This window comes from Streptomyces sp. NPDC088124, from assembly GCF_040685895.1.
Classification (GTDB): domain Bacteria; phylum Actinomycetota; class Actinomycetes; order Streptomycetales; family Streptomycetaceae; genus Streptomyces.
Genome location: NZ_JBFBJB010000001.1, coordinates 283,856 through 299,431, shown reverse-complemented (window position 1 = coordinate 299,431; position 15,576 = coordinate 283,856). Strand labels below are relative to the sequence as shown.

Annotated in this window: 10 protein-coding genes and 5 pseudogenes; 9 read left to right on the top strand and 6 right to left on the bottom strand. The window is 71.1% G+C overall.

The window, feature by feature from the left end:
- Window positions 1-444 precede the first annotated feature (444 nt).
- The 3 genes and pseudogenes from AB0P17_RS01320 to AB0P17_RS01310 all read left to right on the top strand — a co-directional run.
- Window positions 445-1,002 (top strand): annotated as a pseudogene (locus tag AB0P17_RS01320) (IS701 family transposase); the annotation flags it as partial.
- 50 nt (window positions 1,003-1,052) lie between these two features.
- Entirely contained in the window at window positions 1,053-1,427 is a 375-nt protein-coding gene (locus AB0P17_RS01315; protein ID WP_365806463.1) for a VOC family protein, read from the top strand.
- Window positions 1,428-1,708: 281 nt separating this feature from the next.
- Window positions 1,709-2,107, top strand: a pseudogene (locus AB0P17_RS01310) (IS701 family transposase); the annotation flags it as partial.
- On the opposite strand, the pseudogene AB0P17_RS01305 reads toward AB0P17_RS01310, so the two are convergent.
- Window positions 2,071-3,340, bottom strand: a pseudogene (locus tag AB0P17_RS01305) (APC family permease). The pseudogenes AB0P17_RS01310 and AB0P17_RS01305 sit on opposite strands and share 37 nt — an antisense overlap.
- Before the next feature lie 167 nt (window positions 3,341-3,507).
- On the bottom strand, window positions 3,508-3,951 hold the full coding sequence (locus AB0P17_RS01300) for a DUF6223 family protein (RefSeq protein ID WP_365806461.1): 444 nt from the start codon (window positions 3,949-3,951) through the stop codon (window positions 3,508-3,510).
- Window positions 3,952-4,184: 233 nt separating this feature from the next.
- On the opposite strand from AB0P17_RS01300, the gene AB0P17_RS01295 reads away from it, so the two are divergent.
- Together AB0P17_RS01295 and AB0P17_RS01290 are read left to right on the top strand one after the other, a co-directional pair.
- Window positions 4,185-5,312 carry a histidine kinase gene (locus AB0P17_RS01295; protein ID WP_365806459.1) on the top strand — a complete coding sequence of 376 codons (1,128 nt, stop codon included), beginning with the start codon at window positions 4,185-4,187 and terminating at the stop codon, window positions 5,310-5,312.
- Window positions 5,309-5,971: a response regulator transcription factor gene (locus AB0P17_RS01290; protein ID WP_365806457.1), complete on the top strand. Its 663-nt coding sequence runs from the start codon at window positions 5,309-5,311 to the stop codon at window positions 5,969-5,971. The genes AB0P17_RS01295 and AB0P17_RS01290 overlap by 4 nt, the downstream gene beginning before the upstream one ends.
- On the opposite strand, the pseudogene AB0P17_RS01285 reads toward AB0P17_RS01290, so the two are convergent.
- A pseudogene (locus AB0P17_RS01285) lies at window positions 5,928-6,327 on the bottom strand (MerR family transcriptional regulator). The gene AB0P17_RS01290 and the pseudogene AB0P17_RS01285 overlap by 44 nt on opposite strands.
- Window positions 6,328-6,412: 85 nt before the next feature.
- Here AB0P17_RS01285 and AB0P17_RS01280 point away from each other — a divergent pair.
- Window positions 6,413-6,517, top strand: a pseudogene (locus AB0P17_RS01280) (NAD(P)-binding domain-containing protein); the annotation flags it as partial.
- Between the two features lie 135 nt (window positions 6,518-6,652).
- Here AB0P17_RS01280 and AB0P17_RS01275 read toward each other — a convergent pair.
- The 3 genes from AB0P17_RS01275 to AB0P17_RS01265 all read right to left on the bottom strand — a co-directional run bounded on the left by AB0P17_RS01275 (window position 6,653) and on the right by AB0P17_RS01265 (window position 10,050).
- Window positions 6,653-7,159, bottom strand: a complete 507-nt coding sequence (locus tag AB0P17_RS01275) for a hypothetical protein (RefSeq protein WP_365806455.1) — start codon at window positions 7,157-7,159, stop codon at window positions 6,653-6,655.
- Window positions 7,159-7,737: a hypothetical protein gene (locus AB0P17_RS01270; protein ID WP_365806453.1), complete on the bottom strand. Its 579-nt coding sequence runs from the start codon at window positions 7,735-7,737 to the stop codon at window positions 7,159-7,161. The genes AB0P17_RS01275 and AB0P17_RS01270 overlap by 1 nt, the downstream gene beginning before the upstream one ends.
- Window positions 7,738-8,151: 414 nt before the next feature.
- Window positions 8,152-10,050, bottom strand: coding sequence for a serine/threonine-protein kinase (locus AB0P17_RS01265; RefSeq protein WP_365806451.1), 1,899 nt, complete (start codon window positions 10,048-10,050; stop codon window positions 8,152-8,154).
- Window positions 10,051-10,346: 296 nt separating this feature from the next.
- On the opposite strand from AB0P17_RS01265, the gene AB0P17_RS01260 reads away from it, so the two are divergent.
- The 3 genes from AB0P17_RS01260 (at window position 10,347) to AB0P17_RS01250 (ending at window position 15,529) form a co-directional block, all read left to right on the top strand.
- Window positions 10,347-11,738, top strand: a complete 1,392-nt coding sequence (locus tag AB0P17_RS01260; RefSeq protein ID WP_365806449.1) for an aspartate aminotransferase family protein — start codon at window positions 10,347-10,349, stop codon at window positions 11,736-11,738.
- A 219-nt stretch (window positions 11,739-11,957) separates the two neighbouring features.
- Window positions 11,958-12,659, top strand: coding sequence for a GntR family transcriptional regulator (locus AB0P17_RS01255; RefSeq protein WP_365806447.1), 702 nt, complete (start codon window positions 11,958-11,960; stop codon window positions 12,657-12,659).
- The gene (locus AB0P17_RS01250; RefSeq protein WP_365806445.1) at window positions 12,656-15,529 is read left to right on the top strand and encodes a dolichyl-phosphate beta-glucosyltransferase; all 2,874 of its coding nucleotides are present in this window, start codon (window positions 12,656-12,658) and stop codon (window positions 15,527-15,529) included. The genes AB0P17_RS01255 and AB0P17_RS01250 overlap by 4 nt, the downstream gene beginning before the upstream one ends.
- The last annotated feature ends 47 nt before the right edge of the window (window positions 15,530-15,576 follow it).

Here is a 15,576-nt window from a genome sequence, read left to right as displayed (position 1 = left end):
GCCGGTGCTGGAGTCGACCAGCCGGCTGACGCCCGGCAGGTCCTTGCCCCAGTCCGGGATGGAGCCGGTGTGGTAGAGCACCACGCCCGCGTCCTCCGCCACGTCCTTGTAGCTGTAGTGGCAGAACTCCCAGAACGCCGACGTCTGGATGAGGGCCTTGCGCATGCGGTATCTGCGTGCCGCCGACGTGATGGCCGCGTCGTGGTTCGTGATCGTTTCGAGGCACTGCTGCCGGGTGTAGACGTAGTGTTTTTAGTACTCCAGCAGGATTTCGCTGTCTGACCTGCGGGTTTGACGGGGCGGCCGGATTGTAACGGGACGTGGAACGGTCAGGGGTGGTTTCACGGAGGCCGTCCCTCGATCGTGCGACAACGCCGCACGTAATGACAGCGACGGGGAAAGTGCCCCCGTGTGATAACCGAGCGTGCTGCCGAGCAGTGGGACCTGGAACTGGACGACCTCTTCGTGACCATCGGCCACCGTTTCAGCCGTGTGGAGCCGCGCCGCCGCATGCGTGACTACGTGCGCGGACTGCTCGCCCCGGTGGCCCGCAAGAACAGCTGGCAACTGGCCGAGCAGGCAGGCCACTCGACTCCTGACGGACTGCAGCACCTGCTCGCCGGCGCGAAGTGGGAGTCTGACGACATCCGCGACGACCTGCAGCAATACGTCGCTGACAAGCTCGGGGAAGACGACGGAGTCCTCATCATCGACGACACCGGCTTCATCAAGAAGGGCACCACTTCCGCCGGGGTCCAGCGCCAGTATTCCGGGACCGCCGGCCGTACCGAGAATTGCCAGATCGGCGTCTTCGCCGTCTATGCCACCGCCTGCGGCCGGGCTCTGGTCGATCGCGAGCTGTACCTGCCCAAGTCCTGGACCGAGGACCGCGAACGCTGCCGCCTGGCGAAAGTCCCGCACGAGCGGACCTTCGCCACCAAGGGCGAACTGGCCCGGCACATCGTGCTCCGCGCCCTCGCCTCACCACTGCCCATCGCCTGGGTCTACTCCAGCTGTAGATCGTGATCAGGCGTCGTGAGACGCTGCCCTTCATGATCGCCAAGCTGCAGTGTGTGGTGTTGGACTGTGCCGATGTCGTTGAGCTGTCCCGGTTCTACCAGTCGCTTCTCGGCGGCGTAGTGAACCAGCCGGATCCGCGGTGGTCGCTCGACGACGGCTGGGCGACGCTTCACACCGACGGGCTTGTGCTTGCCTTCCAGCGGGTGGAAGACCATCAGCCACCACGGTGGCCGGACCCCGCTCGGCCCCAGCAGTTCCATCTGGACTTGGGGGTCAAGGACCTGGAACGAGCCCAGGAGGACGTCCTCAATCGGGGTGCGATACTGCTCGACGAGGGTGACGGGAAACGGAGTTGGCGCATCTTTGCCGACCCGGCAGGACACCCGTTCTGTCTCGTCCGGGACTGACTGGGGGCACGAAGGGGTGCGGCCGCCGGTGATCATCGTGAGTTGTGTGGACTAACGACGAGACGGTGGCCGCAGGCCACAGCATAGATCCCGCCCGATGGCGGGAGGCGTTCGAGGTGGCCATGAGCCGGATCGCGGGCCGGTTCCACCGCTACGAACCCCGCCTGCGGGCCGGGCGGTTGGTGCTCGGCCTGCTGTCGGACCTGCCGCGCAGAAACTGCTGGACGATTGCGGAGTGGGCCGGGGAGGTCAGTCCGCACGGCATGCAGCATCTGCTGTGCAGGGCCTCCTGCGAACTCGCCTACTACCGCTGCTTCTCACCCCAGCCGGTGCCGCTGACCGAGCTGGTGCGGGTCGCCGGATCCAGATGGCGTGTGGAAGAGACCTTCCAGAGTGAGAAAGGGCTGGCCGGACTCGACGAGCACCAAGTCCGCCGCTCTCCCTCCTGGACCCGCTGGGTCACCCTCGCCATGCTCGCTCATGCCTTCCTGGCCGTCGTCCGCGCCGATGAACACGCCCGCAACCCCGCCCCGGAGGAACGCATCTCACTCGCCGCCGCCTCTGTCACCTCGAAGCCCTTGACCTCGGTGACGATCAGCTTCGCCAGGGCCTTCTTTGCCGGCGGCGGGCGACGCGCCCCTGATCAGGCTCGCGCGGCGACGGCGCGGCGTACCGCGTAGGCGACGGCTCCGGTGGCGAGCGCCGCCGCGCCGAGGATGACCGAGGCCGGCGGGAGGGAGAAGGCCAGGACCAGGCATCCGGCCAGCCCCAGGGCGGGGATCAGGCGGTTGGGGCGGCCTTCGTCAGGGGTGAGCGTCCAGGCACTGGCGTTGGCGACGGCATAGTAGGCGAGCACGCCGAAGGAGGAGAACCCGATCGCGCCGCGTACGTCCGCTGTCGCCGCGATCACGGCCACCACGGCACCGACGAGCAGTTCGGCGCGGTGGGGGACCTTGAAGCGGGGGTGAACAGCGGCCAGGGCGTGGGGCAGGTGGCGGTCGCGGGCCATGGCCAGCGTGGTGCGGGAGACTCCGAGGATCAGCGCCAGCAGCGAGCCCAGGGCCGCGACGGCGGCACCGGCGCGGACCACCGGTGCCAGCCGGTCGGCGCCCGCGGCCCGCGCGGCGTCCGACAACGGCGCGGTGGCGGTCGCCAGTTGCTGCGGGCCGAGAACGCTCAGCACGGCGAGTGCGACGGCCGTGTAGACGACCAGGGTGATGCCCAGCGCGAGCGGGATCGCCCGGGGGATGGTGCGTGCGGGGTCGCGGACCTCCTCACCCAGGGTGGCGATGCGCGCGTATCCGGCGAAGGCGAAGAACAGAGGGCCCGCCGCTTGGAGCACCCCGCCGAAGGTGGCGTCCGAGCCCATGTCCAGCCGGGCCGCGTCCGCCGAGCCCGAGGTGAGGGCGGCGACCGCCACGGCGGCGAGCACGGCCAGGACCACGGCCACGATCGCACGGGTCAGGAGTGCGGACTTCCGTACCCCGGCGTAGTTCACGACGGTCAGGGCCACCACCGCGGCGACCGCCACGGCGTGCGCCTGGCCGGGCAGGACATATGTTCCGACGGTGAGGGCCATGGCCGCGCAGGAAGCGGTCTTGCCGACCACGAACCCCCACCCCGCGAGGCAGCCCCAGAAGGCGCCGAGGCGTTCGCGGCCGTAGACGTAGGTGCCGCCGGAGACCGGGTAGCGGGCGGCGAGCCGTGCGGAGGAGGTGGCGTTGCAGTAGGCGATCACGGCGGCCACGGCCAGGCCGAGGAGCAGCCCGGATCCGGCGGCGCGGGCGGCGGGCCAGAGCGGCGAAGATCCCCGCGCCGATCATCGACCCCAGGCCGATCACCACGGCGTCACCCAGCCCGAGGCGGCGCCGCAACTCGTCGGGAACGTCGGCGACGGTCGATGGCTCGCTCACGGGCGCACTCCTCGGCGGCACGACACAGTGGTACGGCACTGTGGTACGGCAAGTGGTACGACACAGTGGTACGGAATCCGGTATTCGCGTGACGATATATGAGCCGGGTGTCCCGCCCATGGCCGCAGCGTGACGCCGCCTGCCCGGATGGCCGTGGGGTGCCGCGGTCAGCCGGCGCGGCGGGCGCGGGCCAGGGCCGTCCCACCGAGGATCGTGGCAACCAACCCCACCAGCAGGGCCACAAGGGCCCCGCCCAGCCCGTTGCCGGTGCCGAGACCACCGTCGGAGGTGGCCACGACCAGCGCGCCGAGGGCCATCGCGGTCGGCCCCGCCGCCAGGGGCACGACGACTCCGAGTCGCCCTGACCCGGGGCCGAGACGACCGGAGGGCCGGCCCAGCGCCATCCCGCCGGTGACCACGCCGATCAGCCCCAGAACGGCGGCCGTGGTGGCCCCGAGCCGCCCGGCGCTCACGGTGAGGACGCCGGCGGCGGCCGGCTGGACCGAGACGCGCGCGGCCGCCGGTGCGGCGAGCACGACCACCCCGAGCACGGCGGCGCCGATCGCGGCAAGCACACGTCGGACCGTCACCACGGATCCCGCTGAGTTCATGTCTCTCCATACCTTTCTTCTCCTCGTTTCCCGCGCCTCGTCCTGCGTCTCGTTTCCGAGGTTCGGATGGCTTCCGATCATGTCGACGGACGGACCGCCAGGCGTCCCGCAGGAGCAGGCACTTCCCGCTACCGCGGGCGCGGCAGAGGTCGCGAAAGTACTGCGTGCGCGGTAGCCGGCCGATGGTCCGCCGGCAGGACTCGCCCGCTGCGGCGTCCGGCTAGGGTGCGCGCATGGGCAGAGGACGGTCCGGTGTCCGGGCAGAGGTCATGGACTGGGTGATCGCCGTCGGCGTGGCTGTGGCGCTGCTGGTCACCGGGTTGTCCGGGCAGCACTCCTCCACGCGCCTCGACCTGCTCGGCTACGCGCCGCTGACGGCCGGCGGGCTGGCGCTGGCCGCACGCCGCCGGGCTCCGGTTCCCGTCCTGGCCGTCACCGGGCTGTGCGCGGTGGGTTACCAGGCGGCCGGATTCGATGTGCCTGTGGTCGCGTACCTGTTCGCGGTGTACGCGGCCGTACGGGCGGGACACCGCGCCATCACGGTGGCGGCGAGCGTGACCATGCTGGCCGCTCTCCCCCTCGCGGCCCTGGCCTCGGGCCTGCATGACACGGGAGAGGCGTTCGCGCAGGCCCGCGGCGCCCTTGAGCTGGCCTGGCTGATCGCGGCAGGTGCCGCGGGGGAAGCGCTGCGCCAGGCCGAGCGGCGGGCGGACGAAGCCGAGCGCACCCGGGAGGAGACCGGGCGGCGCCGCGCAGGCGAGGAGCGGCTCCACATCGCGCGGGAGCTGCATGATTCGCTCACCCACCAGATCTCGATCATCAAGGTGCAGGCCGAAGTCGCCGTCCACGTGGCCCGCAGGCGTGGCGAACAGGTACCGGAGGCCCTGCTGGCGATCCAGGAGGCCGGACGTGAGGCGACCCGGGAGCTGCGCGCGACCCTGGAGGCGCTGCGCGATGACGACACGACCCCGCCGCGAGGGCTGGACCACGTTCCGGAACTGGTGGAACGAGCCCGTGCCATCGGCCTGGACGCGACGCTGACGATCGAGGGACAAGGACACGACGTGCCGGCCGCGGTGGACCGGACCGTGTACCGGATCGTTCAGGAGTCGCTCACCAATATCGCTCGTCACGCGGACGCCGCCACGGCGTCGGTCCGGATCGACTGCCGTCCGGACGCCCTCTCGATACGCGTCGACGACGACGGCAAGGCCGCCCCGGACACCGCCCCGGTGCCCGGCGCCGGACTGCTCGGCATGCGTGAACGAGTCACCGCCCTCGGCGGTCGCCTCCGCGCGGAACCGCGCACGGAGGGCGGCTTCACCGTCGAGGCCGAACTCCCCGTGGACCGGACGCCATGATTCGTGTTCTGCTGGTCGACGACCAGCCGCTCCTTCGCAGCGCATTCCGCGCGCTCCTCGACCTGGAGGACGACATCGAGGTGGTGGCCGAAGCGGCTGACGGGGAGGAGGGCCTGGCTCTGGCCAGGGAGCACCTGCCCGATGTCGCGCTCATCGACATTCGGATGCCCGTGGTCGACGGCATCGAGGCGACCAGGCGCATCGCCGCGGACCCGGACCTGGCCGGGTTGCACGTCGTCATCCTGACCAACTACGGCTTCGACGAATACGTCTTCGACGCACTGCGCGCCGGCGCCGCCGGATTCCTCGTCAAGGACATCGTGCCGGAAGACTTCCTGCACGCGGTACGCGTCGCCGCACGCGGTGACGCGCTGCTCGCACCGTCGATCACCCGCAAGCTCATCGACCGGTACGTCGCGCAGCCGCCGCGCACCGGCGTCGGCAGGGGTCTTGAAGAGCTCACCGGCCGCGAACGCGAGGCCGTCGTCCTGGTCGCGCAGGGCCTGTCCAACGACCGGATCGCGGACCGCATGGTGATCAGCCCGCTGACCGCCAAGACCCATGTCAACCGGGCCATGACCAAACTCCACGCCCGGGACCGCGCCCAACTCGTGGTCATCGCCTACGAATCCGGGCTGGTGTCCCCGCGCGAGCGCTGACTTCTCTGTCAAGTCCAGCGTGTTGCTCGGCCGCACCAAAGTAGTAGGCAAGAGCGTCGCGGGATTGAGTGAGCCTGTTCATCTGATCGTCCAGTCGCCGCAGCCGTGACCGCATCGCGGCCGGCAACTCGGGGTACCCGGGCCGGTTCCGGGGCCTCTCCGACCGCACAGGGTGGCGGGTACGCGATGTCCTCGGAGGACAAACCGGCACCAAGCGGGTGCCGGATCTGCTCCACCCGCAGCACGGCGTTCTCGTCGTACTCGCGGTAGACGTTCGCGCGGCGGTCCGCCGCCGGCCGGCCATGTGCCTCGTAGTCGCGCAACTGATGGGCGTTGACGCCCGTTTGGCGACTCAGTTCCCCGACTCGCTTGGGAACCTCGCTCGACCTTCACACTGGCATCAACGTTGATGATCCTGCCACGAACAAAACCGATACACCCGTGACAGTCATCGGACTCGGACTGATGGGCCAGGCACTTGCCGACGCGTTCCTGAAAGCCGGGCATCCCACAACCGTGTGGAACCGTACGGCCTCCAAGGCCGACCCTCCTCGGGCGACTCGGCCCAGGCCCGGGAAGCCCCCTGAACGCATCGGGCTCTGCCTCCGGGCTTGGGGAACGCCCGCTCCCCGGAGCCCCGTTGCGCTTCACCGACCTCGACGGACCGCGGCTGACCTCAGGTCACAGGACTTCTCGAAGGTCGACCGTGACCGGTCCTGCCAGATACTGGCGGTGGCGCCCCTCCGCGAACAGCTCCAGCAGATACATTCCGGGGAAGTCGAGCGGCTTTTTCCGCTGAGCGAGGGCAACTCGGACACGGTATGTGGTGTCGCCGTCGAGCAGCAGCAAGTCGCATGTTCCGGGGTCCGGGCATTCCACCCTGACGATGGTGACGTGTTTCTCCGTCATCGCGGTCTCCCATTCACTGAGTTCCGCGAGGAGCCAGGCGAGATGGAGGTATGCGGGAGCATCCGCTGCCGGCTGCCAGTCGTACTCCCGGCGGCCCTCCCTGGTGGTGGCCGGCGGGGCGCCCTGCACGTAGGACGCCGGCCCTGGCACATGCCCCGAGTCGTGGAAGGAAAAGGTGCGGTCCTTCAGCGACAGGGTGGTCAGGCGAAAGCCGTCCGGCCCGAGTTCGAAGACAACGTCAGCGGTCCTTTCGAGGAACTCGCTCTCCGGGCTTGCCATCAGATCTCCTGTGCGGACCGGTACTGCTGTGTGAGGGGCTCGTACGACGGAACGAACTGTTCACTGCCGGCTGACTGCGCGTTGAGCTTGGACAGTGTGGTGCTGACCCAGGCCGGGCACCTCGTCACGCCTTCACAGTATGCGGTGATGACACCACGGTTGCGGTTGTCGCCGAGCTTCTTCTCGTTCACGGCGACGTACACCTTGTACTGCTTGATCAGCGTGCACCTGCCGTTGGTGCAACGGTACTTACCGGCATACGCATGGCTCCTGTACGTCGTACCGCCCTGGTGCTCTCGGTTCGGCCCCTTGGTCACGTATTCGAGAGCCGAATACTTTGTGATTTTATGCTTCTTCTTGACCTTGTTCCAGCCCCATCCGCCACCGGTCGACGCGTTGTACGTCCCCGCCCTCAGTGCCGCGTTCCCTGGGCCCTTGTACTTCAGAAGTACGAGAACCTTGTAGGCTGGGTCCGCCGCCCGGACGTAATTTCCGTCCTGAGTCGCCGCAGTAGCTGTCGCGCCCGCCGAGAAAATCATCGCCGCCGCGAGGGCGACCCCGTATGCGCTTGTCCGCATTCGCTCTCCCCTGTTCTCCGCACATATGAGCAGTTGACGCGGCGAGGGTAGAAACTGATCCACTTCGCAGTCAATCCAGTTCCCTTCATATTGGACCTTTCTGACTATCGGACAAGATAGTTTCCCGAGGGCGGCGGACCGGCAGAACGGGGTGGATGGACCGCAGGCCAGGGCCGCGCGGCGAATGCGGTCGCGGGGTGCCGTGGTAGCGGGCCTCGGCGACAGAAGAGGCGGACCAGGGGCACGGCGCGAACGGCGGACCTCCGTCTCCGTACCTCCGTGCCTGCCCCGTTCCCCGGCCCAGGTGAGGAATGCCGTGCAGGCGTCGGGCGCGACGGCGAAGGCGAGGCCTTCGAGGGTCTCCCACGCTGAGTGGACCGGCCTGAACTCCTTGAGTGGGCCCGGCGGGCCCGGTCAGCCTGTTTTGGTGTACGTCAGGGACTCGCCGCTCGTCGTCACGCGGCGGAGCTTGCCGTCGGGGAGGATCGTCAGGTCCGAGGCGGATCCGGGGGTGCAGGCGGACATCGGTTCGCCGGTGGTCACCCGGGACGGGCCGATCCGCAGCGGGGAGGTGTCCTCCGGGGGTTCGGTGGCCAGGGGGGCTTCGAAGACGCAGTGGTACGTGCCGCCCCCGTTCGCCGGGCCGTTCGCCGTCAGGGTCAGGACGGTGTCGCCCTGGTCGCCCTGGCGGATGACCAGGGTGCGGGTGCTGTACCCCGAACTGCCGCTCAGGCCGCCGATCCAGGTGCCGAGGTACGTCGCCGGGATCGCGCCCGGGGCCCCGGAGGTCTCCGACGGGGCAGGGGTTCCGGAGCCGGAGGAGGCGCCGGAACTCGCTTCGGGGGTAGGGGCGTTGGCGGACTCGGTGTCCGTCGCCCGGGTGTCCCCGTCGGTGGCGGCGTTCCTCGTGCCGTCGCCGCCCATGACGGCGTACACCGAACCGCCCGCGCCGATCGCGACGACCACCGCGACGGCGATCAGGGCCACCGTGCCGCGGGTGCTGCGCCCGGCGGGCTGCGGCGCGGGGACCGTCGCCGGGGCGGGACCGTACGGGGGAGTGGGGCCGAAGGGCGGAGGCGGGCCGCCGTAGCCGGCCGGTGGGTTCCGGTGCGGGTAACCGTACGGGGCGTACGGCTGAGGCGTGGGCGTGGGGGCGCCGAACCCCTGCATCGGTGAGAGGGGCGGTGGCGGTGACGTCGGCGTCGAGGGAGGTGCAGCGGTGGGTGAGGGGGCGGACCCGGCCGCGGCGCCCGTCGTCGGCCCCGCGCCTGCGCCTGCCTCGGCACCGGCGCCCGCCTTCACCCTGGTGTCCGCCTCGGCGCCGATGCCCGCCCGCGCACCGGCTCCCGCTTCCGCTCCCGCGCCGGTCGCGTGCGGCCGGCGTACCGTTCCCGTCGGGTCCTCGTGGTCCAGCAGGCTCACCGCGTGCTGCCCCAGTTGCGCCAGCAGCCCGCCCGGCAGCCACGGCTCGCCGCCGGGGCCCGCCCCCGGGTCCGCCGCCGCGCCCACCCGGGCCAGCACCTCCCGCGTGGTCGGCCGCTCCGCCGGGTTCTTGCGCAGGCAGTCGCGTACCAGCTCCAACAGGCCCTCGGGCAGCCCCGACAGGTCCGGTTCCTCCTGCGCGATGCGGAACATCAGCGCGTGCATCCCGGTGTCCGCGCCGCCGAACGGCAACCGCCCCGTCATCGCGTACGCCAGGACCGAGCCGAGGCAGAAGACGTCGCACGCCGCCGTCACCCGGTCCCCGCGGACCTGCTCGGGCGCCATGAAGCCGGGCGAACCCACCAGCGAGCCCGTACGGGTCAGCCCCTCGTCCGCGACCGTTTCCAGCGCGCGGGCTATCCCGAAGTCGATGACGCGCGGACCCTCGATCGTCACCAGCACATTGGACGGCTTGAGATCCCGGTGGATCAGCCCCGCCGCGTGGATGTCCTGGAGCGCGTGCGCGAGGCCGGACGCGAGGATACGGACGGAACGCTCCGGCAGCGGCCCGTGCCGCCCCGACACCACCGTCTGGAGCGAGGGCCCCGCGACATAGCCGGTGGCCAGCCACGGCACGTCCGCCTCCGTGTCGGCGTCGAGCACCGGCGCCGTCCACGTCCCGCCGACGCGCCGCGCCGCCGCCACCTCCTGCCGGAACCGGCCGCGGAACTGCTCCTGTTCGGCCAGCTCACGCCGGATCAGCTTGACCGCGACCGTACGGCCCCGGTCGGAGCGGGCCAGATAGACCTGACCCATCCCGCCCGCGCCCAGGCGGGCCAGCAGCCGGTAGGCGCCGATGTGCGCGGGATCTCCCGCTACCAGTCTTTCCATGGCCGTGCGGCCCTCCCCGTAACCCGTACCCGTGCCCCTGCCCGGCTGACACCCGTCGACACCATTGTCGACGCGGCGCCCGGATCATCTCGCACCGAGGCGACGGAGGGGATGTGAGGTGACGGAGGGGATGTGAGGGGACGGAAGGGACGGTGGGGACGGTGGGGGCGCGATGGAGACCCGCGGCGGAACGAATCCGCCAGATCGATGAACCCGACACAGTGCCGATCGGCGTGGCCCAGTCCATACATCCTGGCCATACCAGTCCTTCCCCGCACCTCCCTACGCTGGTCCCCATGACCGCACACGCCGCCCCGCACAGCACACCGCGCCACCTCCCGCACGCGGACCCGGGCGCCGGCGCCGCCGTGAAGGCCGCCGACCGCGCCCACGTGTTCCACTCCTGGTCCGCGCAGGAACTGATCGACCCGCTCGCCGTCGCCGGTGCCGAGGGTTCCTACTTCTGGGACTACGACGGCAACCGCTACCTCGACTTCACCAGCGGCCTCGTCTTCACCAACATCGGCTACCAGCACCCCACCGTCGTCGCCGCCATCCAGGAGCAGGCCGGCCGCCTCGCCACCTTCGCGCCCGCCTTCGCCGTGGACGTACGCTCCGAGGCCGCGCGCCTCATCGCCGAGCGCACGCCCGGCGACCTCGACAAGATCTTCTTCACGAACGGCGGGGCCGAGGCCGTCGAGAACGCCGTCCGGATGGCCCGTCTCCACACCGGCCGCCCCAAGGTGCTCTCCGCGTACCGCTCGTACCACGGCGGTACCTCCACCGCGATCAACCTGACCGGCGACCCGCGCCGCTGGGCCTCCGACACCGGCACCTCCGGCGTCGTCCACTTCCACGGCCCGTTCCTCTACCGCTCCGCCTTCTACTCCTCCGACGAGGCCGAGGAGTGTGCCCGCGCGCTGGCCCACCTGGAGGCGACCATCGCCTTCGAGGGCCCGGCGACCATCGCCGCGATCATCCTGGAGACCGTCCCGGGCACGGCCGGCATCATGACCCCGCCGCCCGGCTACCTCGCGGGCGTACGCGAACTCTGCGACCGGCACGGCATCGTGTTCGTGCTGGACGAGGTGATGGCCGGATTCGGCCGTACGGGCAAGTGGTTCGCCGCCGAGCACTACGACGTCGTCCCCGATCTGCTGACCTTCGCCAAGGGCGTCAACTCGGGGTACGTGCCGCTGGGCGGTGTCGCCATCTCCGCCGCGATCGCGGAGACCTTCGCCACCCGCCCCTACCCCGGCGGACTCACCTACTCGGGCCACCCACTGGCCTGCGCCGCCGCGGTCGCGACGCTCCAGGTCATGGCGGAGGAGAAGGTCGTCGAGCACGCCGCGCACATCGGCGCGACGGTCCTCGGCCCCGGCCTGCGCGAACTGGCGGACCGGCACCCCTCGGTGGGCGAGGTGCGGGGCACGGGCGTCTTCTGGGCGCTCGACCTCGTACGGAACCGGGAGACGCGCGAGCCGCTGGTGCCGTACAACGCGTCGGGCGAGGCGAACGCGCCGATGGCCGCCTTCGCCGCCGCCTGCAAGAAGGGCGGCCTGTGGCCCTTCGTGAACATGAACCGCACGCACGCGGTGCCGGCCTGCAACGTCTCCGAGGCGGAGGCGAAGGAGGGGCTCGCGATCCTGGACACGGCCCTGACGGTCGCGGACGAGTACACGGTGTAGCGCCCCATACACGGTGTAGCGCCCTGGACGGTGCAGCGCCCTGGACGGTGTAGCGCCATAGCACGGAGTACGGGCCTGGTCAGAGGCCGAATTCGGTCTCTGACCGGCCTCCGGCCAGGTCAGGCGGGCGGCCCGGAGCCCGCCCCGGTCCGCGGTCGGCCCGATCTTCCCCACCCCCTGGCTTAAGGTGTCCGAAGCCGGACGAGGGGACGGAAAACCATGCCCGCCAGCGGAGCTGTGACCCGCAGCACCTTGCGGCAGCAGATCGCGGACGCGCTGCGTGACGAGGTGCTCGCGGGGCGTTTACTGCCGGGACAGGAATTCACCGTCAAGCAGATCGCCGAGCAGTACGGGGTCTCCGCGACCCCGGTGCGGGAGGCGCTGGTCGACCTCTCCGCACAGGATCTGCTCGACTCCGACCAGCACCGGGGCTTCCGGGTCCATCAGTTCTCCGTGGCGGACTTCCGCGGCATGGTCGAGGCGCGCGCGCTCGTCGTCGACGCCGTCTTCCGCGGACTGGGCGACGGGCAGCTGGCCGCGCGGGCGCAGGGCACGGTCCTCGTCTCCGTACGCCGCCGGGCCGAGGAGGCCGCGCGCGCGGCGAGGGCCGGGGAGCTGAACATCCTCATCGGCTACGACCTGCGGTTCTGGCGCGAGCTGTGCGCCCTGGTCGCCAACCGTTACGTCGCGGAGTTCCTGCACCGGCTGCGCGTGCAGGCCTGGGTGTTCTCCGTGCCGTTCCTGCGGGCGGAGTCCGAGAACGGGGCGGGCGGCACATGCGCCACCTGGCTCTGGAACGGTTACGAGCCGCTGGTCGACGCCCTGACCCTCGGTGACGCGACGGCGGCGCGGACCGTCATCGGTGACTACGACGACCACTCGCTGAAGTGGGCGGACCGGCTGGAGCGCCCGCAGATATGACGGAGAAGGAAATCCCGGACGCCGACACGGACTCGGGCACCCCTGCCCCCGCGGACCGCGATACCGGCACGGGTGCGGCCACCCCCAAGGGCGCCGACACGCCTACCGGTTCCGACGCGCCTGCGGGTGCCGACGCCGGTGCCGATGCGCCCGCGGGTGCCGACACCGCCGATGTCGGTACCGATGCCCCCGCGGACGACGGCGCCCCTACGGACGTCGCCGTCGCCGCCGACGCCGCCGCCGACACCGGTACCGATGCCCCCGCGGACGTCGACGCCCCTGCGGACGCCCACGCCCACGCCGGCGCCGGCGCCGAAGCCGGTACGGGGGCCACGAGCCCCGGTGGTCTCGTCGACCTCACCGTCGTCGTACCCGCGTACAACGAGGAGCGCCGGCTGCGCCCCACCCTCGACGCCATCCGCGACCACCTGCGCGCGGACCCCGGCCGCTGGGGCGAGTGGGAGCTGATCGTCGTCGACGACGGCTCGACGGACCGTACGGCCGAGGTCGCGGCCGAGGCCGCCGCCGACGAGCCGCGCATCCATGTCGTCAGGAGCGACCGCAACCACGGCAAGGGCCACGCCCTGCGGCAGGGCGTGCTCGCCTCGTACGGCCGTCGCGTGCTCGTGACCGACGCGGACCTCGCCACCCCGATCGACGAACTCGACCGGCTCGACCAGCAGCTCACCGCGGACGGTGGCGGCGGCGCGGCGATCGGCTCGCGCGCCCATCCCGACGCCCGTATAGAGGTGCGGCAGCTCGCGGTGCGCGAGTGGCTGGGGAGGCTCGGCAACCGGCTGATACAGCTCGTCGCGGTCGACGGCATCAGCGACACCCAGTGCGGCTTCAAGCTCTTCGACGGCGAGCGGGCGCGGGCCGCCTTCGCCGAATCGCGGCTGGACGGATGGGGCATCGACGTCGAGATACTGCGCTTCTTCCGGCGCTCCGGCCGGCCGGTGACGGAGGTTCCGGTGCGCTGGTCGCACCAGCCGGGCTCGAAGGTACGGCCGCTGGACTACGGCCGGGTGCTGCTGGAGCTGGCGCGGCTGCGGAGTACCCGCGGCCCCGCGGACCGCGTACGCGACTGGGCGGGCCGGCACCGTACGGGCCTGGCGGTCGCCGGACTCTACGTCCTCGCCTCCTTCTTCCTCTACAAGGGGCTGTGGGCGGATCTCGACCGCGCCTACCTCGCCGACGCGGGCTCCGACCAGAACCAGTGGGAGTGGTTCTTCGCGGTCACCGCCGACAACGTCACGCATCTGCGCAATCCGCTCTTCACGACGGTCCAGAACTTCCCCGACGGCGTGAACCTGATGGCGAACACCGTCATGCTCGGGCTCTCGGTCCCCCTCGCCCCCGTCACCCTCGCCCTCGGCCCCGCCGTCACCTGGGCGCTCGTGCTGACGCTCGGGCTGGCCGCCACCGCGGGCGCCTGGTACTGGCTGTTCGTACGCCGGCTGACCGCGCACCGCTGGGCGGCGGCGCTCGGCGCGGCGCTGGCGGCCTTCGCGCCGCCGATGATCTCGCACGCCAACGCGCATCCGAACTTCCTCGTCCTGTTCATGATCCCGGTGATCATCGACCGGGCGCTGAAGCTGTGCGCACCCGCGCCGGACGCCGGGCAAGGACGGCGCGGGACCGTACGGGACGGCGTGCTGCTGGGCCTCTTCGCGACGTACCAGATCTTCCTCGGCGAGGAGGCGCTGCTGCTCGCCGTGATGGGCATGCTGCTCTTCGCGCTCTCGTACGCCGTGCTGCGCCGCGATGTCGCACGGGCGGTGTTCGGCCCCCTGCTGCGCGGGTCCGGGGTGGCGCTGCTGGTCTGTCTGCCGCTGCTGGCGTTCCCGCTGTACTGGCAGTTCCTCGGCCCGCAGAGCTACCACAGCGTGCTGCACGGCGACAACGCCGGCAACAGCCCGCTGGCCTTCCTGGAGTTCTCCGGGCGGGCGCTCTTCGGCGACGAGGCGACGGCCGACGCCCTGGCGATGAACCGCACCGAGCAGAACGCCTTCTACGGCTGGCCGCTGATCTCCCTCACGCTGGGGATCGTGGTGTGGCTGTGGCGGCTCGCGGTCGTCAGGGCGCTGGCGGTCACGGCGGTGGGGGCGGCGCTGCTGTCGCTGGGCCCGAGGATCCCCGTCCCCTACACCGACATCGTCGTGCCGGGCCCGTGGTGGCTGCTGAGGGACCAGCCGCTCTTCGAGTCGGTCATCGAGTCACGGGTGGCGATGGTCTGCGCGCCGGCGCTGGGCGCGCTGGTGGCGCTCGCGGTGGCGCACCTGGCGGACGCGCGGGACGCCCGGGACGTGGCGGGCGCCCTGGACGGGCGGGTTGCCCGGCAGCTGCGCGTCCAGCGGGCCGTCGGCCTCGCCGTGGTCGCGGCCGCGCTGATCCCGATCGTGCCGACGCCGCTGCCGGTACGGGAGCGGCCCGACGTGCCGCGGTTCTTCACGGAGAAGATGTACCGCCCGTACGTCGCCGAGGGCGAGTCCGTGGTCCCCGTACCGCTGCCGGACCCGGGCAACGCCGAGGCGCTGCACTGGCTCTCCGCGACCGGGCTCGGATTCTCGGTGCCGGGCGGCTACTTCAACGGGCCGTGGGGCGAGGACCGGATGGGCATCTACGGGGCGCCCGCCCGCTACACCTCCAACATGCTGCGTGAGGTGCGCTACAGCGGCCGGGCCGCGGTGATCGACGACAAGTGGCGCGCGCAGGCCCGCTTCGACCTGGACTTCTGGAAGGGGGGCGTGGTGGTGCTCGCCCCGCAGCCCAACGACGCGGCGCTCTACGAGACGCTTGAGCAGCTGTTCGAGCGGCCGGGGAAGCGGATCGGCGGGGTCTGGATCTGGGACCTCCCGCCCAGGGGGTGACTCCCCGGGATGCCCAGGAAGTCACGGACCCCGCTTCATGGGTATCG